The organism is Agromyces sp. NPDC056965, assembly GCF_042673425.1.
In the GTDB taxonomy this organism is placed as follows: Bacteria; Actinomycetota; Actinomycetes; order Actinomycetales; family Microbacteriaceae; genus Agromyces.
This window is the reverse complement of the sequence record NZ_JBHURI010000075.1, coordinates 1-21,089: the sequence shown is the minus strand read 5'-3', so window position 1 is coordinate 21,089 and position 21,089 is coordinate 1. Positions and strand designations below refer to the sequence as shown.

At 69.1% G+C, this 21,089-nt stretch carries 19 protein-coding genes; 6 read left to right on the top strand and 13 right to left on the bottom strand.

What is annotated here, in order from left to right; all coding sequences use genetic code 11:
* Window positions 1-31 precede the first annotated feature (31 nt).
* Complete coding sequence (locus tag ACFTQE_RS16330) at window positions 32-1,552, bottom strand: APC family permease (RefSeq protein WP_376926059.1); 1,521 nt, start codon at window positions 1,550-1,552, stop codon at window positions 32-34.
* 44 nt (window positions 1,553-1,596) lie between these two features.
* The gene (locus ACFTQE_RS16325) at window positions 1,597-3,027 is read right to left on the bottom strand and encodes an NAD(P)H-quinone dehydrogenase (RefSeq protein ID WP_375834311.1); all 1,431 of its coding nucleotides are present in this window, start codon (window positions 3,025-3,027) and stop codon (window positions 1,597-1,599) included.
* Between the two features lie 81 nt (window positions 3,028-3,108).
* Between ACFTQE_RS16325 and ACFTQE_RS16320 the strand changes: the two genes are divergently transcribed.
* Window positions 3,109-3,939 (top strand): purine-nucleoside phosphorylase, encoded by an 831-nt coding sequence (locus tag ACFTQE_RS16320; protein WP_376926058.1) that lies wholly within the window; start codon window positions 3,109-3,111, stop codon window positions 3,937-3,939.
* Window positions 3,940-3,949: 10 nt separating this feature from the next.
* Entirely contained in the window at window positions 3,950-5,653 is a 1,704-nt protein-coding gene (locus tag ACFTQE_RS16315; RefSeq protein ID WP_376926057.1) for a phospho-sugar mutase, read from the top strand.
* Window positions 5,654-5,723: 70 nt separating this feature from the next.
* On the opposite strand, the gene ACFTQE_RS16310 is transcribed toward ACFTQE_RS16315, so the two are convergent.
* From ACFTQE_RS16310 to ACFTQE_RS16260, 11 genes are all read right to left on the bottom strand, one after another.
* Window positions 5,724-6,008: a PTS sugar transporter subunit IIB gene (locus tag ACFTQE_RS16310; RefSeq protein WP_376926056.1), complete on the bottom strand. Its 285-nt coding sequence runs from the start codon at window positions 6,006-6,008 to the stop codon at window positions 5,724-5,726.
* Window positions 6,005-6,463 (bottom strand): PTS sugar transporter subunit IIA, encoded by a 459-nt coding sequence (locus ACFTQE_RS16305; protein ID WP_376926055.1) that lies wholly within the window; start codon window positions 6,461-6,463, stop codon window positions 6,005-6,007. The genes ACFTQE_RS16310 and ACFTQE_RS16305 overlap by 4 nt, the downstream gene beginning before the upstream one ends.
* Window positions 6,464-6,511: 48 nt before the next feature.
* Complete coding sequence (locus tag ACFTQE_RS16300) at window positions 6,512-7,624, bottom strand: adenosine deaminase (protein ID WP_376926060.1); 1,113 nt, start codon at window positions 7,622-7,624, stop codon at window positions 6,512-6,514.
* 169 nt (window positions 7,625-7,793) lie between these two features.
* Complete coding sequence (locus tag ACFTQE_RS16295; protein WP_376926054.1) at window positions 7,794-9,095, bottom strand: thymidine phosphorylase; 1,302 nt, start codon at window positions 9,093-9,095, stop codon at window positions 7,794-7,796.
* Window positions 9,092-9,511: a cytidine deaminase gene (locus tag ACFTQE_RS16290; RefSeq protein WP_375834328.1), complete on the bottom strand. Its 420-nt coding sequence runs from the start codon at window positions 9,509-9,511 to the stop codon at window positions 9,092-9,094. The genes ACFTQE_RS16295 and ACFTQE_RS16290 overlap by 4 nt, the downstream gene beginning before the upstream one ends.
* A gap of 49 nt (window positions 9,512-9,560) precedes the next feature.
* A complete protein-coding gene (locus tag ACFTQE_RS16285) occupies window positions 9,561-10,850 on the bottom strand; it encodes an ABC transporter permease (protein WP_376926053.1) in 1,290 nt (429 codons plus the stop codon).
* Window positions 10,847-12,205 (bottom strand): ABC transporter permease, encoded by a 1,359-nt coding sequence (locus ACFTQE_RS16280; protein ID WP_376926052.1) that lies wholly within the window; start codon window positions 12,203-12,205, stop codon window positions 10,847-10,849. Before ACFTQE_RS16280 ends, ACFTQE_RS16285 begins: the two co-directional genes overlap by 4 nt.
* Window positions 12,202-13,719 (bottom strand): ABC transporter ATP-binding protein, encoded by a 1,518-nt coding sequence (locus ACFTQE_RS16275; protein ID WP_376926051.1) that lies wholly within the window; start codon window positions 13,717-13,719, stop codon window positions 12,202-12,204. The genes ACFTQE_RS16280 and ACFTQE_RS16275 overlap by 4 nt, the downstream gene beginning before the upstream one ends.
* A gap of 166 nt (window positions 13,720-13,885) precedes the next feature.
* Entirely contained in the window at window positions 13,886-14,980 is a 1,095-nt protein-coding gene (locus tag ACFTQE_RS16270) for a BMP family protein (RefSeq protein WP_376926050.1), read from the bottom strand.
* Between the two features lie 155 nt (window positions 14,981-15,135).
* The gene (locus ACFTQE_RS16265; protein ID WP_376926049.1) at window positions 15,136-16,242 is read right to left on the bottom strand and encodes a BMP family protein; all 1,107 of its coding nucleotides are present in this window, start codon (window positions 16,240-16,242) and stop codon (window positions 15,136-15,138) included.
* A gap of 22 nt (window positions 16,243-16,264) precedes the next feature.
* Complete coding sequence (locus tag ACFTQE_RS16260) at window positions 16,265-17,383, bottom strand: mannose-1-phosphate guanylyltransferase (RefSeq protein ID WP_376926048.1); 1,119 nt, start codon at window positions 17,381-17,383, stop codon at window positions 16,265-16,267.
* 192 nt (window positions 17,384-17,575) lie between these two features.
* Here ACFTQE_RS16260 and sdhC point away from each other — a divergent pair, with 192 nt between their 5' ends.
* The 4 genes from sdhC to ACFTQE_RS16240 are packed head-to-tail and all read left to right on the top strand — an operon-like array spanning window position 17,576 to window position 21,052.
* Window positions 17,576-17,998 carry a succinate dehydrogenase, cytochrome b556 subunit gene (gene sdhC, locus ACFTQE_RS16255; RefSeq protein ID WP_376926047.1) on the top strand — a complete coding sequence of 141 codons (423 nt, stop codon included), beginning with the start codon at window positions 17,576-17,578 and terminating at the stop codon, window positions 17,996-17,998.
* Between the two features lie 16 nt (window positions 17,999-18,014).
* Window positions 18,015-18,461 (top strand): succinate dehydrogenase hydrophobic membrane anchor subunit, encoded by a 447-nt coding sequence (locus tag ACFTQE_RS16250; protein ID WP_074258536.1) that lies wholly within the window; start codon window positions 18,015-18,017, stop codon window positions 18,459-18,461.
* A gap of 7 nt (window positions 18,462-18,468) precedes the next feature.
* Window positions 18,469-20,292 (top strand): succinate dehydrogenase flavoprotein subunit, encoded by a 1,824-nt coding sequence (sdhA, locus tag ACFTQE_RS16245; RefSeq protein WP_376926046.1) that lies wholly within the window; start codon window positions 18,469-18,471, stop codon window positions 20,290-20,292.
* A gap of 1 nt (window position 20,293) precedes the next feature.
* Window positions 20,294-21,052, top strand: coding sequence for a succinate dehydrogenase iron-sulfur subunit (locus ACFTQE_RS16240; protein WP_056652159.1), 759 nt, complete (start codon window positions 20,294-20,296; stop codon window positions 21,050-21,052).
* Window positions 21,053-21,089: the final 37 nt, after the last annotated feature.

Below are 21,089 nucleotides of genomic sequence, written 5' to 3'. Positions count from 1 at the left end.
CCCCGACGGAGCGACCGATCCCGTGTCGCCGTCAACTCCTCGGCGGCTCGGCGCCCTGCACCGTCGGCAGCTCGACCTCGCTCACGCGCAGCTCGAGGCCGAGTCGCGAGCGGCGGCGCCCGTACAGCAGGTAGATGACGATGCCGATCGCGAGCCAGACGAGGAAGCGCACCCAGGTCAGCGTCGTCAGGTTGAACATGAGCCAGACGCAGAGCGCCGCGGAGAGGATCGGCAGCACGGGCGACCACGGCACGCGGAAGCCGCGCTGCAGGTCGGGCCGCGTGCGACGCAGCACCACGACGCCGATGCTCACGAGCACGAAGGCCGAGAGCGTGCCGATGTTGATCATCTCCTCGAGGAGGCCGACGTCGGTGAATGCGGCGACGAACGCCACCACCGTGCCCGCGATGATCTGGATGCGCGCCGGCGTCTTGGTGTGCTCGGTCGTCTTCGACAGCCAACGCGGCAGCAGTCCGTCTCGACTGAGCGCGAAGACGATGCGCGAGAGGCCGAGGAGGATGATCATGATGACCGTCGTGAGGCCCGCGAGCGCTCCGAGCGAGATCACGGCCGATGCCCAGTCCTGCCCGACGAGGCGGAAGGCGGTCGCGAGCGACGGCGTCTCCTCGGCCGCGAGTTCGGTGTACGAGACCATGCCCGTCATGACGATCGAGACGAGCACGTAGAGGAGCGTGACGATGCCGAGCCCGATGAAGATGCCGCGCGGCAACCGCTTCTGCGGGTCGCGCACCTCTTCGGCGCTCGTGGCGACGACGTCGAAGCCGATGAACGCGAAGAAGACGAGCGCCGCCGCGGACAGCATGCCGAAGACGCCGTACTGCGCGGGCGCGGCGCCGGTCATCCACGAGAAGAGCGACTGCGTCCAGACATCCGTCGCGCCGCCCTCTTTGGGCACCGATTCGGGGATGAACGGCGTGAAGTTCGCCGCCTTGACGAAGAAGAAGCCGACGACGATCACGAAGAGCACGATCGCGACCTTGATGATCGTGAACACCGCGCCGACGCGCGCCGTGAGCTTCGTGCCGGCGACGAGGAGCGCCGTGAACACCGCCACGATGAGGAAGGCCGGCCAGCTGACCTCGATGCCGCCGAGCTGGAACGTCGACGGGAACGGCAGGCCGAAGGCGAGCAGGGCCTCGCCGAGGTAGACGCCCCAGTACTTCGCGAGCACCGCGGCGGCGGTGAAGAGCTCGAGGATGAGGTCCCAGCCGATGATCCACGCGAGGAGCTCGCCCATCGTCGCGTAGGTGAAGGTGTACGCACTGCCGGCGACCGGGACGGTCGAGGCGAACTCCGCGTAGCACATGATCGCGAGCCCGCACGTGATGGCCGCGAGCACGAACGAGATGATGACGCTCGGCCCGGCGAAGTTCGCCGCCGCCTGCGCGCCGACCGAGAAGATGCCGGCGCCGACCGCGACCGCGATGCCCATGAGGGCGAGGTCCCACGTGCCGAGCGAGCGTTTCAGGCTCCGCTCCTCGTCATGGGAGTCGGCGATCGAGGACTCGACCGATTTCACTCGCAGGTTCATCGCTACCCCCAGAGACGGCGCCGCCCCCGCGGCGCTGCGTCAACTCAGCGTACGACGTGCATGGCCCGCGCTGCATCAGTCAGCGAACCACTGAGCGACGGATACACCGGGAACGCCTCCGCGAACTGGTCGACCGTGAGCCGGTGCTCGACGGCGAGCGCGAGCGGGAAGATGAGTTCGGAGGCCTTCGGCGCCACGATGACGCCGCCGATGATCGCCCCCGACCCGCTCGACGCGAAGAGCTTCACGAATCCGTCGCGGATGCCCATCATCTTGGCGCGCGGGTTCGACGACAGCGGCAGCTTGTACACGACGCCCGGCACGACTCCCTCCTCGATCTCCTTCTCGGTCCAGCCGACCGTGGCGATCTCGGGCTGGGTGAAGATGTTCGAGGTGATGTTCCGGAGCTCGGGCGGGTTCACGACGTCGCCCATCGCGTGGAACACCGCGGTGCGACCCTGCATCGAGGCGACGGAGGCGAGCGGCAGGAACGTGGTGCAGTCGCCGGCCGCGTAGATGTTCGGCATCGACGTGCGCGCGACGCGGTTCACGCGGATGTGGCCGCTCTCGGCGAGCTGCACGCCCGCGTCCTCGAGGCCGAGGTCGAGGGTGTTCGGCACCGAGCCGACCGCCATGAGGCAGTGGCTGCCGCGCACCTCGCGCCCGTCGGTCAACGTCGCCACGACGCTGTCGCCGTCGCGCACGACGGACTCGGCGCGCGACTTGTTCATGACCTTCATGCCGTTGCGCTTGAAGACCTTCTCGATCACGGATGCCGCGTCGGCGTCTTCACCCGGAAGCACCTGGTCGCGGCTCGAGATGAGCGTGACCTTCGCACCGAGGGCCCGGTACGCCGAGGCGAACTCGGCCCCCGTGACGCCGGAGCCGACCACGATGAGGTGCTCGGGCACGACCTGCAGGTGGTAGAGCTGGGTCCACGTGAGGATGCGCTCACCGTCGGGGACCGCGGTCGAGAGCACCCGGGGCGAGGCGCCGACCGAGATCACGAGCGTGTCGGCCTCGATGCGGTCGAAGTCGGTGCCGCCCTTCGCGGTCGAGACGATGACGGCGTTCGGCCCGTCGAGCCGCCCCTCGCCCTGCACGAGGTGCACGCCGGCCTCGATGAGGTTGGATCGCATGTCTTCGGACTGCTGGGCGGCGAGGCCGAGCAGTCGCTTGTTGACGGCTGCGAGGTTGATCGCGACGTTCGGCTTCACGGCCTTCTCGGAGTCGCCCTTCGCGAAGAACTGCACGCCGAGGTCGGCGGCCTCCTTGACCGCGTTCGACGCCTCGGCGGTCGCGATGAGGGACTTCGACGGCACCACGTCGGTGAGCACCGCCGCGCCGCCGACTCCTGCGCGCTCGATGAGCGTGACCTCGGCCCCGAGCTGCGCGCCGGCGAGCGCGGCCTCATAGCCTCCAGGGCCTCCTCCGAGTACGGCAATACGTTGGGTGCGCTCGAACTCATAGGCCATGCTCATATTCTGCCAGTTGCCGCGCGCACGCCAGCAAACGAGCACGCCCTCGCCGCGGCATCCGCTGCTCATTAGAGTGGGATGATGCACGCTGTGAACCCGCTCGACGACCCCACTGCCGACCCGTTCGCGATCGCCGCCCTCGCGGCCGAGCGCATCGCCGAACTGACCGGGGTGGAGCACCACGACATCGCCCTCACCCTCGGCAGCGGCTGGGGCCGCGCCGCCGAGCTCATCGGCGAGACGACGCACACGATCGCCGCGACCGAGGTGCCCGGGTTCTCCAAGCCCGCGCTCGAGGGCCACGTCGGCACCTTGCGCTCGGTGCTGCTGCCGAGCGGCAAGCGCGCGCTCGTCATCGGCGCCCGCACCCACTACTACGAGGACCACGGCGTGCGCCGCGTCGTGCACTCGGTGCGCACCGCGGCCGCGACGGGCGCGAAGACCATGATCCTCACGAACGGCGCCGGCGGCATCAAGGAGCACTGGACGCCCGGTACCCCCGTGCTCATCAGCGACCACATCAACCTCACGGCCGACTCGCCGCTCGAGGGCGCGACGTTCGTCGACCTCACCGACCTCTACTCCAAGCGGCTCCGCGACCTCGCGCACTCGATCGATCCGACCCTCGACGAGGGCGTCTACTGCCAGTTCCGCGGGCCGCACTACGAGACCCCCGCCGAGGTGCAGATGGCGAAGATCATCGGCGGCCACATCGTCGGCATGTCGACGGCGCTCGAGGCCATCGCCGCCCGCCAGGCTGGCATGGAGGTGCTCGGCATGTCGCTCATCACGAACCTCGCCGCGGGCATCCAGCAGACGCCGCTGAGCCACGAAGAGGTCATCGAGGCCGGCCGCATGGCCGAGCCGGTGATCTCGAGCCTGCTCGCCAAGATCGTCGCAGAGCTCTGAGGGGCAGCGGATGTCGCAGACCGACGCCGACCAGCAGCGCATCGCCCTCGCCGAGGCGTGGATCGCCCAGGATCCCGACCCCGAGACGGTCGCCGAGCTCACGTCGATCGTCGACGCGGTGCGCGGCGGCGACGCCGCGGCATCCGCCGACCTCGCCGATCGCTTCGATCAGCGCCTCGCCTTCGGCACGGCGGGCCTCCGCGGTGAGATCGCGGCGGGCCCGAACCGCATGAACCGGGTGCTCGTCTCCCAGGCGGCGGCGGGCCTCGCCGCGCACCTCGTCGAGCACGCGGTGCTCGGGCAGACCCCGTCGATCGTGATCGGCTACGACGGTCGCAAGAACTCGGCCGTCTTCGCTCGCGACACCGCCGAGATCATGGCGGGTGCCGGCGTCCGGGCCATCCTGCTGCCCCGGCTGCTGCCGACCCCCGTGCTCGCGTTCGCCGTGCGGTACTTCGACGTGTCGGCGGGCGTCATGGTGACGGCCTCGCACAACCCGCCGAACGACAACGGCTACAAGGTGTACCTCGGCGGCGACGACCACGGTTCGCAGATCGTGGCGCCGGCGGATGCCGAGATCGCGGCCCAGATCCGACGCGTCGCCGAGACCCGGCTCGTACCCGATCTGCCGCGTGGCGTGTTCGAGACCGCCTCCGAGTCCGTGATCGACGAGTACATCCGCCAGACCGCGCAGGTCGCCGCCGCACCGGCCGCGCAACCCCGCGTCGTGTACACCGCGATGCACGGCGTCGGATGGCAGACGATGGCGAGCGTGCTCGACGCGGCGGGCTTCGAGACGCCGCGACTCGTCGAGGCCCAGATCGAGCCCGACGCGGCGTTCCCGACGGTCTCGTTCCCGAATCCCGAAGAGCCCGGCGCGATGGACCTCTCGTTCGCCCGCGCCCGCGAGGTCGACGCCGAGCTCATCATCGCGAACGACCCCGATGCCGACCGGCTCGCGGTCGCGATCCCCGACGCCGCGGCCGAATCCGGGTACCGGCGGCTCTCCGGCAACGAGGTCGGGCTCGTGCTCGGCTGGCAGGCCGCCGAGCGAGCCGCTTCCGTCGCCGGCGACTCGGGTCCGAACGGCGCCCTCGCGTGCTCGATCGTCTCCTCCCCCGGGCTCGAGGCGATCGCGAAGGCCTACGACCTCGACTTCGAGGCGACCCTCACCGGATTCAAGTGGATCTCGCGAGCGCCGGGGCTCGTCTTCGGCTTCGAGGAGGCGCTCGGCTACCTCGTGAACCCCGGCACCGTTCGCGACAAGGACGGCATCTCCGCGGGTCTCGCCTTCCTCTCGCTGGCCGCACAGCTGAAGGCCGACGGGCGCACGGTCGCCGATCACCTCGACGACTTCGTCGAGCGGTTCGGCTGCCACGACTCCGGGCAGATCTCCATCCGCGTCACCGAGCTCGCACGCATCGGCGAGATCATGGCGCGGCTGCGTGCAGAGCCGCCGGCGTCGGTCGGCGGCATCCGGGTCGAACGCATCGAAGACCTCGCCGACGGCTTCGGCGAGCTGCCGCCGTCCGACGTGCTGCGCATCGTCCTCGAGGGCGGCGGCCGGGTCATGGTGCGACCGAGCGGCACCGAGCCGAAGCTCAAGGTCTACATCGACGCGGTGTCCGAGACGGGCACGGTGGCCGAGCGTCGCGCTGCGGCATCCGCCGCCGTGTCGGCCCTCGATGCCGGCATGCGGGAACTCGTGGCGTAGCCGTCGCAGGGCCCGTCAGGGCCGGTGCCGGGTCGGCCGGTGCCGGCACCTGCGCCGGTGGCCGAGCGGATCAGCCGAGCGACGTCTCGAGCTTCGCGCTGATCTCCTCGACATCGAAGTAGTTCGACACCTCGACGATCTCGGCGAAGCTTCGGCCGATCGCGGCGCGCACCGCATCGCCGAGCTCCGTCGACGTCAGGATCACCTGCGCGTCGGCCGCCGCGACGGCGATGCCGGCGAGGTCGCTGGCATCGACGTCGGCCGTGAGGCCCAAGCGATCGAGTGCGCGCTCGGCATTGACCTTCAGGATCGCGGACGTGCCGATGCCCAGTCCGCAGACGGCGATGATCTTCACGCCTCCGCCTCCCCGTCGAAGCCGAGCAGCGCGCGCAGCTCGTCGGCCGACTCGGCCCGAGCCATTCGACCGACGATGCCGCTGTCGTTGAACGCGTTCGCGAGCCGTGCGACGGAGGCGACGTGCTCCTCGGCGTTCGACACGGCGAGGCCGACCACGACGCGCACGGGATCGTTGTGCGGGTGTCCGAAAGGCACCGGCTCCGCAAGCGTCACCACGGCGAGCCCCTCGCGGCGCACGTCGGGCCCGGGCCTGGCGTGCGCGAGCGCGAGTCCGGGTGCGATGACGACGTAGGCGCCGAACTCCTCGATGACCGCGATCATCCGGTCGGCGTACTCCGACCGGGTCGAGCCAGAGCGCACGAGTGCGCGGCCCGCCTCACGCACGGCGGCGCGCCAGTCGTCGACATGCGCCCTGAGCACGATCGCTTCGTCGGGGAGCGGCGGGAGGGTCATCGGGGTCCGTTCGGGTGATGCAGGCGGGTGCTCGGCGGCATCCGTTCGTCAGGCGTCGTCGAAGCCGTTCTGGATCTGCTCGGCCAGCTCTTCGCGGTCGTCGAGCGGCAGGAAGGCCGCCGCCGCCGCATTCAGCTGGAACGTCTCGAAGTCGTCGAGGTCGTAGCCGAACGCATCGCTGAGCAGTGCGAGTTCGCGCGTGAGCGTCGTGCCCGACTGGAGTCGGTTGTCGGTGTTCACGGTCACGCGGAAGCCGAGCTGGTACAGCAGGTCGAAGGGGTGATCGATGAGCTCGTCGCCCCATGCCGCGATCGCGCCGGTCTGGAGGTTCGACGACGGGCTCGTCTCGAGGGCGATCTCGCGGTCTCGCACCCACTGGGCGATCGGGCCGAGGGAGACGTAGGTGTTCTCGTCGTCCTGACGATCGATGATGAGGTCTTCGGCGATGCGCACGCCGTGACCGAGCCGCAGGGCACGCCCGTCGAAGAGGGCGCTGCGGATGGATTCGAGCCCGTCGGCCTCGCCGGCGTGCACGGTGACCGGCAGGTACTGGCTCGCGAGGTAGTCGAAGGCCGTGCGGTGACGGCTCGGCAGGAAGCCGGCCTCGGCACCGGCGATGTCGAACCCGACGACGCCGCGGTCGCGGTGCCGGACGGCGAGCTCCGCGATCTCGAGACCGCGATCGGCGTGACGCATGGCGGTGACGAGCTGGCCGACGCGGATGCCGCGGCCCTGCCCGCGCACGTCGTCGATGCCCTGCTCGATGCCCGACTGCACCGCCTCGACGGTCTCGTCGAGGCTGAGACCGCGCGTGAGGTGCTGCTCGGGAGCCCAGCGGATCTCGCCGTAGATGACGCCGTCGGCCGCGAGATCCTGCACGAACTCACGGGCGACGCGGGCCAGCCCGTCGCGAGTCTGCATCACGGCCGTCGTGAGGTCGAAGGTCTTCAGGTACTCCACGAGCGACCCGGAGTTCGACTGCTCGGCGAACCACTGGGCGAGGCCCTCGGCGTCGGTCGAGGGCACCTCGTGACCGATCTCGTCGGCGAGCTCGATCAGGGTCTGCGGACGCAGTCCGCCATCGAGGTGGTCATGCAGCGAGATCTTCGGCAGGGCCTGGATGTTCGTGCCGTCGCCTTCGAGGCGGTACTCCGTCGGAATCGTGTTCACGAGTCAACGATAGCGACAGGGTGCCCGCGAAGTCTCGGCAATCTCGAAGCAACCCGTCATGCGGGTGACGCACACGGTCGCGTATGCACGTGCGCGCGGAGGCGACCGCGGTGCGCGCCGCTGCGCCGCACTGCGGGCGCAGCGACCGCCGCCGCTCCCGTCAGCGCCCGATGCGGTCGGCGATCAGGGGCCCGCCGTCGTGGATCGGATCCCCCTCGTCCCCGATGCGCCATGCGCCCTCGACGGCGTCGAGAGCCCGTGCGAACCGGGCGGGCTCGTCGGCGTGCAGGGTGAACAGCGGCTCGCCCGCGCGCACGGCGTCGCCGGGCTTGGCGTGCAGCTCGATGCCGGCGGCGTGCTGCACCGGATCCTGCTTGCGCGCGCGCCCCGCGCCGAGGCGCCAGGCGGCGATGCCGAACGGCAGGGCCTGCTGCTCCACGAGCACGCCGTCGCGCTCGGCGGTCACGACGTGCTGTTCGCGCGCCACCGGCAGTGCCGCATCGGGGTCGCCGCCCTGGGCGCGGATGGCGCGTCGCCACGTGTCCATGGCCCGGCCGTCGTCGAGTGCGGCCTCCACGTCGGCGTCGGGCTGCCCGGCGAGGGCGAGCATCTCCCGAGCGAGGGCGATCGTGAGTTCACGGACATCCGACGGACCGCCGCCGGCGAGCACCTCGACCGACTCGCGCACCTCGTTGGCGTTGCCGATCGTGAGGCCGAGCGGCACGTTCATGTTCGTGATGAGCGCGGAGGTCGCCACTCCGGCGTCTTCACCGAGCTCGACCATGGTGCGGGCGAGCTCCCGCGAGCGGTCGATGTCGGTGAGGAACGCCCCCGAGCCGAACTTGACGTCGAGCACGAGCGCACCGGTGCCCTCGGCGATCTTCTTCGACATGATCGACGACGCGATCAGCGGGATCGCCTCGACCGTGCCCGTGATGTCGCGGAGGGCGTAGAGCTTCTTGTCAGCCGGAGCGAGGCCGGCGCCGGCCGCGCAGATGACCCCGCCGACGTCGCGGAGCTGTGCGAACATCTCGTCGTTGGTGAGGTCGGCGCGCCAACCGGGAATCGACTCGAGCTTGTCGAGCGTGCCGCCCGTGTGCCCGAGTCCGCGGCCCGAGAGCTGCGGAACCGCAACGCCGAACGTCGCGACGAGGGGCATCAGCGGAAGCGTGATCTTGTCGCCGACGCCGCCGGTCGAGTGCTTGTCGCTCGTGGGCTTCCCGAGCCCCGAGAAGTCCATGCGCTCGCCGCTCGCGATCATCGCCATCGTGAGGTCGCGGATCTCGCGTCGCGTCATGCCGTTGAGGAAGATCGCCATCGTCATGGCCGACATCTGCTCGTCGGCCACGTAGCCCCGCGTGTAGGCGTCGACGAGCCAGTCGATCTCGGGGGTCTCGAGTTCGTGCCCGTCGCGCTTCGCGCGGATCAGGTCGACGGCGTCGAACGGTTCGACCGTGCTCATGACTTCACTCCTCTGAATTCGGCGAGCTGCCGCGGACCGAACGCGTCGGGCAGCACCTCGTCGATGGTCTTGATTCCCGACACCGTGTCGAGCAGCATGCCCTCGGCCGAGTGCTCGTACAGCAGTTGGCGGCACCGCCCGCACGGCATGAGGGCGGCACCGTGGCCGTCGACGCAGGCGAACGCGACGAGCTTGCCGCCGCCCGACATCACGAGCGCCGAGACGAGCGAGCACTCCGCGCAGAGCGTCACGCCGTACGAGGCGTTCTCGACGTTGCAGCCGCTCACGATGCGCCCGTCGTCGACGATCGCCGCGGCACCGACGGGGAACTCGGAGTACGGCACGTACGCCTTCGCCATCGCCTCGCGGGCACGCCCGCGGAGCTCGTTCCAGTCGATCGCATCCGTTGCGGTCATGGTGCTCCCCCGTTCCAGGATGTCGGTTGCGGGCGCTCGACGCGCCCGATCAGGATTTGATGTACGGCTTGCCGGCGGCTGCCGGACCTCTGACCTTGCCCACGAGTCCCGCCACCGCGAAGATCGTGACGACGTAGGGCAGCATGAGCATGAACTCGCTGGGCACCGGCGAGCCGATGACCGAGAGCGTGTTCTGCAGGTTCGACGCGAAGCCGAAGAGCAGCGCGGCGAGCGTCGCCTTGATCGGATCCCATTGGCCGAAGATGACGGCAGCGAGGGCGATGAAGCCCGCGCCGGCGGTCATCTCCTTGTTGAAGGCGATGCCGGAGCCGATCGTGAAGAACGTGCCGCCGAGGCCGGCGATCGCGCCGGCGAGGGCGACGTTCCAGAACCGCGTGCGATTGACGTTGATGCCCACCGTGTCGGCGGCCTGCGGGTGCTCGCCCACCGCGCGGAGCCGGAGGCCCCACTTCGTGTGGAACAGCCCGACGTAGACGACGGCGACCGCGATGTACATGAGGTAGACGACGACGGTCTGCCGGAAGAAGACCGGTCCGATGATCGGGATGTCGCCGAGCACCGGGATCGGCCAGCGGTCGAAGCGCGGCGGGGTGTTCAGCAGGGCCGCGTTCGGTGCGAGCACCTGCGAGAAGAAGAAGCTCGTGAGGCCCGTGACGAGCACGTTGAGCACGACACCGACGATGACCTGATCGACGAAGTACTTGATCGCGAAGGCGGCGAGCACGAACGCCACGAGCATGCCCGCGACCATGGCGGCGATGAGCCCGAACCACGGCTGACCGGTGATGGAGGCCACGACGGCCGCCGTGAAGGCACCGGCGAGGAGCTGGCCCTCGATCGCGATGTTGATCACGCCGACCCGCTCGCCGAGCACGCCGGCAAGCGAACCGAAGATGAGCGGCACGGCGAGGCTCAGCGAACCGAACAGCAGGCCGATCATCGGCAGCGATGCACCGGCCGCCGCCCAGGTGAGGAAGCCGAACATGAAGAGGATCGCGAAGACCACGATCGTCCAGAGGGGCACGCGCTTCTTCGAGGCGACGAGCCAGGCCGAATAGGCGGTCACGGCGGCGAGGAGCACCACGACGGTCCAGAGCGCCGGCATCGTCGGCACGGTGACCTCTGGGAGCTGCACCGCATCGGTGGGCGAGGAGAGTCGGAACTTCGTGACGCCCTCGCGCGGCGCGAACACCGCGAGGGCGAGCGCGGCGAGCGTGAACACGGCGAAGGCGATCGGGGCCTTCCAGCTCGTCACGACGGTCGTGTCGAGCGCTTCGGGCTGCGGCGCCGTGCGGTGGTGCTCTGCGGTCGTGCTCATTTCGCGTCGACCTCCTTCGTGACGATGGGTCGCGGTCGCTTCGGACCGGCCTTCGGGTCGGGCAGGCGGAAGATCGTGCGCACGAGCGGCGGCGCCGCGATGAAGAGCACGATGAGCGACTGCACCACGAGCACGATCTCGACCGGCACGCCCTCGGCTGCCTGCATGGAGAAGCCGCCCGCCTTGAATGCGCCGAACAGGATGCCGGCGACGAAGATGCCCCACGGCGTCGAACGGCCGAGCAGCGCCACGGTGATGGCGTCGAAGCCGATGCCGGCGTCGATGCCGGCCGTGAAGCCGGTCGTCACGGTGCCGAGCACCTGGCTCACTCCCGCGAGGCCGAGCAGCGCACCCGCGATGAGCATCGCGTAGACGTACATCGAGGAGACGTTGATGCCCGCGACGCGCGCCGCGTTCGGGTTCTCGCCGACGGCGCGGAACTTGAAGCCGAGGCTCGAGCGGGAGAGGATCCACCACACGAGGATCGTCGCCGCGATCACCAGGATGAAGCCGAAGTGCAGGTTGTACTGCGGTCCGAGCAGCTGCGGGAAGATCGCCGTCTCCTTCATCGCCGGCGTCTTCGGGTTCGAGGAGCCCGGCGCCTGCAGGAGGCCCGGGGTGCGCAGCATCCACGAGACCAGGTAGAAGGCCACGTAGTTCAGCATGATCGTGACGATCACCTCGTGCGCGCCCGTGCGCGCCTTCAGGAGGCCGGCGATGCCGGCCCAGAGCGCGCCGCCGAGCAGGCCGCCGACGAGGGCGACGAGCATGTGCAGCCCCATCGGCAGGTCGACGGCGAAGCCGATCCAACCGGCGACGGATGCTGCGATGAGCATCTGGCCGCGGCCGCCGATGTTGAACATGCCGACGCGGAACGCGAGGCCGACGCCGAGGCCACCCGCGATGAGCGGCGTGGCGAAGGTGAGCGTCTCGGTCAGGGGGCGGATGCCGGCGGCGAAGGTGTCGCGCCGGAAGTTGTAGATCGAGCCCTGGAAGAGCGCGGAGTAGGCGCCCGAGACCGACTCCCAGATCGCGACGAAGGTGTCGCCGGGGCGAGCGAAGAAGTACCCGCTCGCGGCCTGCACCCGCTCATCGGTGAACGCGATCATGACCGCGCCGACGAGGAGGGCGAGCAGCACCGACAGCACCGAGATGATCGCATTGCCGGTCGAGATCTGGCGCAGCATCGTGTGCCAGCGCGAGGGCGGTTCGACCTCGTCGCCGGTCGCCGGTGTCGAGGTGGTGCCGGGCGACGGGACACCGGACGCGACGGCGCCCGGCTCCTCGATCGCGACGTCCGCGTCGAGGTCGTTGCGGTCGGGGGCGTCGCCCCGCGGCTCTGTGGGGTCGCTCATGCGGCGGCTCCTTCTGCGGGGGCTTCGCCGGCCATCATCAGGCCGAGCACGTCTCGAGGGGTGTCGCCGGGCACGATGCCGACGATGCGGCCGCGGTACATGACCATGATGCGATCGGCGAGGGCGGCGACCTCGTCGAGCTCGGTCGACACGACGACGACGGGGACGCCGGCGTCGCGCGTGGCGACGATGCGCTTGTGGATGAACTCGATCGAGCCGACGTCGACGCCTCGCGTGGGCTGCGCGGCGACGAACAGTCGCAGGTCGCGGCTGAGCTCGCGAGCCAGCACGACCTTCTGCTGGTTGCCGCCCGAGAGGCGGCCGACCTTCTCGTCGATGCCCTGGGTGCGGACGTCGAACTCCTTCACGCGATCGCGGGCGAACTCCGCGAGGAACCCGCGCTGCACGTTGCCGAACCTGACGAACGGAGCACTGTTCGAACGATCGAGCATGAGGTTCTCGGCGATCGAGAACTCGCCCACGAGGCCGTCCTCGTTGCGGTCCTCGGGGACGAAGCCCACTCCGGCGTCGAGGATCTTGCGCACGTTCTCGGTCGTGAGCTCGACGCCGTCGAGCCTGATCGAGCCCTCCACGCGCGGCTGGAGTCCGACGAGCGCCTCGGTGAGTTCGGTCTGCCCGTTGCCCTGCACGCCGGCAACGGCGAGGATCTCGCCCTTGCGAACGGTGAAGCTCACGTCGTTGACGACGAGTTGGCCGATGTGGTCGATGACGCTGAGCCCCTCGACGACGAGCGCGTCGTCGCCGATCTTCGGTGCGTCCTTGTGCACCGTGAGCTCGACGGCCCGCCCGACCATGAGCGCCGCGAGCTCGACGTTCGATGCGGTCGGCGACGCTTCGCCGACGACCTTGCCGAGGCGGATCACCGTGATGCGGTCGGCGACCTCTCGCACTTCGCGCAGCTTGTGCGTGATGAAGACGATGGAGGTGCCGGAGGCCTTCAGCTGACGCATGATCTGCATCAGCTCGTCGGTCTCCTGCGGCGTGAGCACGGCGGTCGGCTCGTCGAAGACGAGCACCCTCGCATCGTGCGAGAGCGCCTTGATGATCTCGACGCGCTGCTGCACGCCCACGGGGAGGTCGTCGACGAGCGCGTCGGGGTCGACGTCGAACCCGAAGCGGTCGGAGATCTCGCGGACCCGTGCGCGAGCCGTCGCGAGGTCGAGGATGCCGCCGGCCTTCGTCGCCTCGTGGCCGAGCATGACGTTCTCGGCGACCGTGAAGACGGGGATGAGCATGAAGTGCTGGTGCACCATGCCGATGCCCGCCGCCATCGCGTCGCCCGGACCGGCGAAGTGCATGACCTCGTCGTCGAGGAGCACCTCGCCCTCGTCCGCCTGGTAGAGGCCGTAGAGCACGTTCATGAGCGTCGACTTGCCTGCGCCGTTCTCACCGAGCAGGCAGTGGATCTCTCCAGCCTCCACGGTGAGGTCGATGTGGTCGTTGGCGACCAAGCTGCCGAATCGCTTCGTGATGCCGCGAAGTTCGAGCTTCATGCTCCCGATCCTAGTAAGGGTGTCGCATCCGTTGGAGATGCTGCGCGGATGTTGTGGGACCGGATTCGGCCCTGCTCAGATGTTGCGAGGGCCGCGCGAACGCGTGCCCGGACGCCGAATCGGGGAGGCCGGCAAGCCGACCTCCCCGATCTCGTGGTGCCTCGACTCAGCCGGCGAGGTAGGAGTTGACCGTCACGTCGCCCGCGATGATCGCAGCCTTGAGGTCGTCGAGCTCGGCCTGGAGCGTCGGGGAGACCTTCGACTCGAAGTCGTGGAACGGTGCGAGGCCGACGCCGTCGTTCTCGAGGGTGCCGAGGAACGGAGCCGGGTCGAACTCGCCGTTGCCGGCGGCCAGAACGGCCTCGTAGGTACCGACGTCGATGCCCTTGAGGATCGAGGTCAGCACGAGGTCGGCGACCGACGGGTCGGTCTCGGTGAAGTCGGCGTCGACGCCCATGAGCGCGACCTCACGGCCCGAGTCGCGGATCGCCGCGGCTGCCGACTGGTAGATCGGGCCACCGACGGGCAGCAGCACGTCGACGTTCTGGTCGAGCAGGCCCTGCGCGGTGTTGCGCGCGGTGTCGTTGGCCTCGAAGCCACCGGTGAAGAGACCGTCGGTGCCGTCCCAGCCGAGAACCGTGACGCCCTTGCCCTTCTCCTCGTTGTAGTAGTCGACGCCCTGCTTGAAGCCGTCCATGAAGATCGAGACGGTCGGGAAGTTCATGCCGCCGAAGGTGCCGACCGTGTTGGTCTTCGTGAAGTCGGCAGCAGCGTAGCCGCCGAGGAACGCGGCCTGCGCCGTGTCGAAGAGGATCGGCTTGATGTTCGGCGCGTCGACCTCGCCGTCGAAGTCGTTGTCGGCCGCGTCGTCGATGATGACGTACTCGACGTCGGGGTTCTCGAGCGCGGACTCGACCGTGGCGGCCGAGAGCGCGAAGCCGACCGTGACGATGAGGTCGCAGCCCTGGTCGACCAGGTTCGTGATGTTCGGCGCGTAGTCGGTCTCGGAGTCGGACTGCACCTTGGTCAGTTCGACGCCGAGCTCGTCGGCGGCCTTCGAGGCGCCCTCGAAGCCGAGCTGGTTGAAGGACTTGTCGTCGAAGCCGCCGGCGTCGGACACCATGCAGGGCATGAAGTCGATGGCCTCGCCACCGGCGTCGCCGCCAGATTCTTCGGGAGCTGATGCGCAACCGGCGAGCAGCACGGCTGCACCGAGCAGCGCGAGGCCGCTGTACGCGGCCTTCTTGGTCGTGACCTTCACTGTGTCCTCCAAAGACTGTCGCCCCGACCGTTCCGAGGCTCGTGCAGTCACGTTACCGAATGTTGCGCCGCGCGGGCGGCACACGACATCCAATGGTTATCAAGACGCGATGTTGTGCTCATATGAGCAACACGCGTGCCCCACGTACGGGGGGATCACGGCGCGCTCGGCGACTCCACGACGATCTCGCCGGCGATGATCGCCTGGCGGAGCCCCTCGATCTCGCCGTCGAGCGCCGGCGGCACGAGGGTGGCGAGGTCGTGGTACGGGGCGATCTCCACCCCGCCGTTCTCGAGCGTGCCCACGAACGGTTCGTTCGTGAACTCGTCGTCGAGCACGGCGCCGACGATCTCGACCATCGCATCCTGCGTGTTCTTCAGCACACTCGTGAGGATCACGGGCCGGTATTCCGCCGCGAGCGACTCGTAGCCGTCGCTGTCGACCCAGATGATCGACACCCCGCCGCGTTCGAGTGCGGCCGAAGCCGCGCCCTCGCCGACCTGGCCCGCGACCGGCAGGATGACGTCGGCGCCCTGGTCGATGAAGCCCTCGGTCAACGTCTTGCCCTTGTTGACGTCTTCGAAGTCGCCCGTGAACGCGCCGTCCTGCGCGGCCTTGTCCCAGCCGAGCACGCGCACCTGCGCACCGTGCACCTCGTTGTACTTCGCGACGCCGTCGACGAACCCGTCCATGAACAGGGTCACCGGGGGCTGGTTGCCCCCGCCGAAGGTCGCGACGACCCCGGTCTTCGAGACGCCCGCCGCGAGGTAGCCGGCCAGGTAGGAGGCCTGCGCGGTGTCGAAGACGACGGGCTTGACGTTGTGGGCGTCGACGGTCTCGTCGACGATCGCGAACGCGAGCTCCGGGTTCTTGCCGGCCTGGTCGAGCGTCGCCTCCGCGAGCTCCCAGCCGACCGTGACGATGAGCTCGCAGCCCGACTCGACGGCCTGCGCGACGTTGGGGGCGAGATCGGTCTCGCCGGTCGAGACGATCGCCTCGGCCTCGATGCCGTACTCGTCCTCGGCCTGCTGGAGCCCCTCCCAGCTCGACTGGTTGAACGAGCGGTCCTCGAGGCCTCCCGAGTTCGTGACCATCCGCACGCACGACTCGCTCGCCGCGCCGCCGGCTCCGGCCTCGGGAGCGGGCGCGCACGCCGCGAGCGCAACGGATGCCGCGGCCAGCACGGCCCCGATGGAGACGCTTCGGCGCAGCGCCGTCCGTCGATCGGAACCTCGCCGGCGCGACCCTCGACCCTGAGACATCCGTGACCTGCTCTCTCGTGCCCTACAGCACGTCGTTGGATCCGCCGAGCCGGAGGGCGTCGACGACGGCCTTGACCCGTTGGGCGTGCTCGCTCGTCGTGACGAGCAGCGCGTCGGGAGTGTCGACGACGACGATGTCGTGCACGCCGATCAGGCTGATGACCCGCTTCGACCGGCTGACGACGATGCCGCTCGAGGCGTCGGAGAGCACCCGGGCGTTCTCCCCGAGGATCGCGAGCTCGCCGGAGCGGCCCGCGGTATTGAGCTTGGCGAGCGAGGCGAAGTCCCCCACGTCGTCCCACACGAAGTGCCCGCGGATGACGGCGAGCCGACCGGCCGCTGCCGCCGGCTCGGCGACCGAGTAGTCGATCGCGATCTTCTCGAGGCCCGGCCAGATCCGATCGACGGCCGGCCCGCGCGTCGCGGGGTCGTCCCACGCCTCGGCGAGCTCGACGAGTCCGGCGTGCAGTTCGGGCTTGTTCCGTGCGATCTCGGCGAGCAGCGCATCCGCGCGTGCGATGAACATGCCGGCGTTCCAGAGGTGCGCACCGCCGGCGAGGTAGCGCTTGGCGGTGTCGAGATCGGGCTTCTCGACGAAGCTCGCGACGGCCTCGACGTGCTCGGCGCCGTCGACCTCGAGGGGCGCGCCGCACTCGATGTACCCGAAGCCCACGGCGGGCTCGGTCGGCGTGATGCCGATCGTGGCGATGTAGCCGGCTCGGGCGGCCGCGACGGCGTCCGCCACGGCCGCACGGAAGAGCGCGGTGCCCGAGATCACGTGGTCGGCGGCGAAGGAGCCGATGATCACGCCGGGCTCACGGCGTTCGAGGATCGCCGCGGCGAGGCCGATCGCGGCCGTCGAGTCGCGTGGCTCGCTCTCGAGCACGACGTTGTGGTCGGCGAGCCCCGGCAGCTGGGCCTCGACGGCGGCGCGGTGGGCGCGACCCGTGACGACCATGATGCGGCCGTCGCCCGAGAGCGGCGCGAGCCGGTCCCACGTGTCCTTGAGCAGCGTCTGTCCGGATCCCGTGAGGTCGTGCAGGAACTTCGGCGCGTCGGCGCGCGAGAGCGGCCACAGCCGGGAGCCGACGCCGCCGGCGGGGATGACGCTGTAGAAGCCGTCGATCGGGGATTCGTCCATCCGCACAGCTTAACGGGAGCACCCGTCGACGACACGGGCCTGGATGCCGCGGCATCCGATATCTCGACATCGAGAGAGTTAGGCGGCCCTAAGCGGCGGCCGCAGTGACGCGGGTCTACACTCGAATCGGGCCGTGTGCCCGTCATGCCCCGGCCTCTTCGGGGCGATTCACACAGCCAGGGAGGGTTGTTCATGCCAGAGACTTCGGCAGGAACCCTGACCGCACCCGAGAAGCCTGCGAAACAGAAGCCTGGTGGCACGCTGTACCGCGGCCGTGAGGGTATGTGGTCATGGGTGCTGCACCGCATCACGGGTGTCGCGATCTTCTTCTTCCTCCTCGTGCACATCCTCGACACGGCGCTCGTGCGAGTCAGCCCCGAGGCGTACAACGCGGTCATCGGCACCTACCAGACGCCCATCATGGGCCTCGGCGAGGTGGCCCTGGTCGGCGCGATCGTGTTCCACGCGTTCAACGGACTGCGCATCATCCTCGTGGACTTCTGGGCCTGGGCCACGCGCAACCAGAAGCTCCTCTTCTGGATCGTCATCGCCCTCTGGGTCGTGACGATGCTCGCGTTCACGCCGCGCCACCTCATCAACGTCTTCAGCCACTAGGGAGCCGCGGGAACTTATGACTGCCATCGAAACGTCGGCGCTGAAGCCAGCCGATCGCCCCCGTCGCCGCGGCATCAACCTCGAGAAGTGGGGCTGGATCTACATGCGCGCCTCGGGCGTCGTGCTGATCGTGCTCATCTTCGGACACCTCTTCATGAACCTCATGGTCGGCGACGGCGTCAAGGCCATCGACTTCGGCTTCGTCGGCGGCAAGTGGGCCGACCCGTTCTGGCAGTGGTGGGACGTCCTGATGCTCTGGCTCGCCCTCATCCACGGCGCCAACGGCATGCGCACGATCGTCAACGACTACACGAACCCCGGCGTCGTGCAGAAGGTGCTGAAGGGCGCCCTCTTCGCCGCCGCCGCCGTGCTCATCATCCTCGGCACGCTCGTCGTCTTCACCTTCGAGCCCTGCCCCGTCGGCGCACCCGCCGATCTGCTTCCCTCGTTCTGCGCCGCTTAGGAGATCCGTGAACACCCAGAGCGCCGACGCCGAGACCACGGTCATCGACGGCGTCCACTACCACCAGTTCGACATCGTCATCGTGGGCGCCGGCGGCGCCGGCATGCGCGCGGCGATCGAGGCGGGCCCCGGTGCGAAGACCGCGGTCATCTCGAAGCTCTACCCCACTCGCTCGCACACGGGTGCGGCGCAGGGCGGCATGGCCGCGGCGCTCGCGAACGTCGAGGAGGACAGCTGGGAGTGGCACACCTTCGACACCGTCAAGGGCGGCGACTACCTCGTCGACCAGGACGCGGCGGAGATCCTCGCGAAAGAGGCGATCGACGCGGTCATCGACCTCGAGAACATGGGGCTGCCGTTCAACCGCACCCCCGAGGGCAAGATCGACCAGCGCCGCTTCGGCGGTCACACCCGCGACCACGGCAAGGCGCCCGTTCGCCGCGCCTGCTATGCGGCCGACCGCACGGGTCACATGATCCTGCAGACGCTGTTCCAGAACTGCGTGCGCCTCGGCATCAACTTCTTCAACGAGTACTACGTGCTCGACCTCGTCATGACCGAGGTCGACGGGCCGGATGGATCCAAGACGAAGCAGCCTTCGGGCGTCGTCGCCTACGACCTCGCCTCCGGTGAGCTCCACGTCTTCCAGGCGAAGGCCGTGATCTTTGCGACCGGCGGCTTCGGCAAGATCTACAAGACCACCTCGAACGCCCACACGCTCACGGGCGACGGCGTCGGCATCATCTGGCGCAAGGGCCTGCCGCTCGAGGACATGGAGTTCTTCCAGTTCCACCCGACCGGGCTCGCGGGCCTCGGCATCCTCCTCACCGAGGGTGCCCGCGGCGAGGGCGCCATCCTCCGCAACGCCTCGGGCGAGCGCTTCATGGAGCGCTACGCGCCCACCATCAAGGACCTCGCGCCGCGCGACATCGTCGCCCGCTGCATGGTGCAGGAGGTCGCGGAGGGTCGCGGCGCCGGCCCGCACAAGGACTACGTGCTACTCGACTGCACCCACCTCGGTGCGGAGGTGCTCGAGACGAAGCTGCCCGACATCACCGAGTTCGCCCGCACGTACCTCGGCGTCGATCCCGTGTTCGAGCCGGTCCCCGTCATGCCGACCGCGCACTACGCCATGGGCGGCATCCCGACGAACGTCGCCGCAGAGGTGCTCTCCGACAACGACACCGTCGTGCCGGGCCTCTACGCCGCGGGCGAGTGCGCCTGCGTCTCCGTGCACGGATCGAACCGCCTCGGCACGAACTCGCTGCTCGACATCAACGTCTTCGGCAAGCGCGCCGGCCGCAACGCGGTCGAGTACGTGAAGACGGTCGACTTTACTCCCCTGCCCTCCGACCCGGCTGCGGCCGTGCGCGGAATGCTGGAGCAGCTCCGCGACTCCGACGGCACCGAGCGCATCGCTGCGATCCGCAAGGAACTGCAGGACGAGATGGACAAGAACGCCCAGGTGTTCCGCACCGACGAGTCGCTCGAGCACGTCACCAAGGTCATCGCGGGCCTCCGCGACCGGTACAAGAACGTCGCCGTGCACGACAAGGGCAAGCGCTTCAACACCGACCTGCTCGAGGCCGTCGAGCTCGGCTTCCTGCTCGACCTCGCCGAGGTCGTCGTGTACTCGGCGCGGAACCGCCAGGAGAGCCGTGGCGGTCACATGCGCGACGACTTCCCGAACCGCGACGACGTCAACTACATGCAGCACACGATGGCGTACCTGTCGGGCGACGCGCACTCGTCGGATGCCGCCGATCACATCCGACTCGACTGGAAACCGGTGACGATCACCCGCTACCAGCCCATGGAGAGGAAGTACTGACGTGAGCACTGCAACGCTCGAAGCCCAGTCGACGGATGCCGCGATCCAGTCGTTCACCGTCACGTTCCTGATCCGCCGCTTCGACCCCGACGTCGACACCGAGCCGCGCTGGCAGGACTTCGACGTCGAGATGTACGCGACCGATCGCGTGCTCGACGCCCTGCACAAGATCAAGTGGGAGCAGGACGGTTCGCTGACGTTCCGTCGCTCGTGCGCGCACGGCATCTGCGGGTCCGATGCGATGCGCATCAACGGCCGCAACCGCCTGGCCTGCAAGACGCTCATCAAGGACCTCGACATCTCGAAGCCCATCTACGTGGAGGCCATCAAGGGCCTGCCGCTCGAGAAGGACCTCATCGTCGACATGGAGCCGTTCTTCGCGAGCTTCCGCGAGGTGCAGCCGTTCCTCGTCGCGAACTCGAAGCCCGAGGCGGGCAAGGAGCGCGTGCAGTCGGTCGCCGAGCGTGCCATCTTCGACGACACCACGAAGTGCATCCTCTGCGCGGCGTGCACCTCGTCGTGCCCCGTGTTCTGGACCGACGGGCAGTACTTCGGCCCGGCGGCGATCGTGAACGCGCACCGCTTCATCTTCGACTCGCGCGACGACAACGCGCAGACGCGACTCGACATCCTGAACGACAAGGAGGGCGTGTGGCGCTGCCGCACGACCTTCAACTGCACCGAGGCGTGCCCCCGCGGCATCGAGGTGACGAAGGCGATCGCCGAGGTCAAGCAGGCCGTCATGCGCGGCAAGCCGTAGCGCGAGCGCCCAGACCGACCCTGAACGGGGCCGATGC

Bases quoted from the DNA above. Each gene is read 5' to 3' on its own strand.
- ACFTQE_RS16295 (WP_376926054.1), bottom strand. From the start codon at position 9,095: ATGAGCACGGTCGAACCGTTCGACGCCGTCGACCTGATCCGCGCGAAG.
- ACFTQE_RS16260 (WP_376926048.1), bottom strand. From the start codon at position 17,383: ATGGACGAATCCCCGATCGACGGCTTCTACAGCGTCATCCCCGCCGGC.
- ACFTQE_RS16275 (WP_376926051.1), bottom strand. From the start codon at position 13,719: ATGAAGCTCGAACTTCGCGGCATCACGAAGCGATTCGGCAGCTTGGTC.
- ACFTQE_RS16330 (WP_376926059.1), bottom strand. From the start codon at position 1,552: ATGAACCTGCGAGTGAAATCGGTCGAGTCCTCGATCGCCGACTCCCAT.
- ACFTQE_RS16250 (WP_074258536.1), top strand. From the start codon at position 18,015: ATGACTGCCATCGAAACGTCGGCGCTGAAGCCAGCCGATCGCCCCCGT.
- ACFTQE_RS16285 (WP_376926053.1), bottom strand. From the start codon at position 10,850: ATGAGCACGACCGCAGAGCACCACCGCACGGCGCCGCAGCCCGAAGCG.
- ACFTQE_RS16290 (WP_375834328.1), bottom strand. From the start codon at position 9,511: ATGACCGCAACGGATGCGATCGACTGGAACGAGCTCCGCGGGCGTGCC.
- ACFTQE_RS16305 (WP_376926055.1), bottom strand. From the start codon at position 6,463: ATGACCCTCCCGCCGCTCCCCGACGAAGCGATCGTGCTCAGGGCGCAT.
- ACFTQE_RS16265 (WP_376926049.1), bottom strand. From the start codon at position 16,242: ATGTCTCAGGGTCGAGGGTCGCGCCGGCGAGGTTCCGATCGACGGACG.
- ACFTQE_RS16280 (WP_376926052.1), bottom strand. From the start codon at position 12,205: ATGAGCGACCCCACAGAGCCGCGGGGCGACGCCCCCGACCGCAACGAC.
- sdhC (WP_376926047.1), top strand. From the start codon at position 17,576: ATGCCAGAGACTTCGGCAGGAACCCTGACCGCACCCGAGAAGCCTGCG.
- ACFTQE_RS16315 (WP_376926057.1), top strand. From the start codon at position 3,950: ATGTCGCAGACCGACGCCGACCAGCAGCGCATCGCCCTCGCCGAGGCG.
- ACFTQE_RS16320 (WP_376926058.1), top strand. From the start codon at position 3,109: ATGATGCACGCTGTGAACCCGCTCGACGACCCCACTGCCGACCCGTTC.
- ACFTQE_RS16325 (WP_375834311.1), bottom strand. From the start codon at position 3,027: ATGGCCTATGAGTTCGAGCGCACCCAACGTATTGCCGTACTCGGAGGA.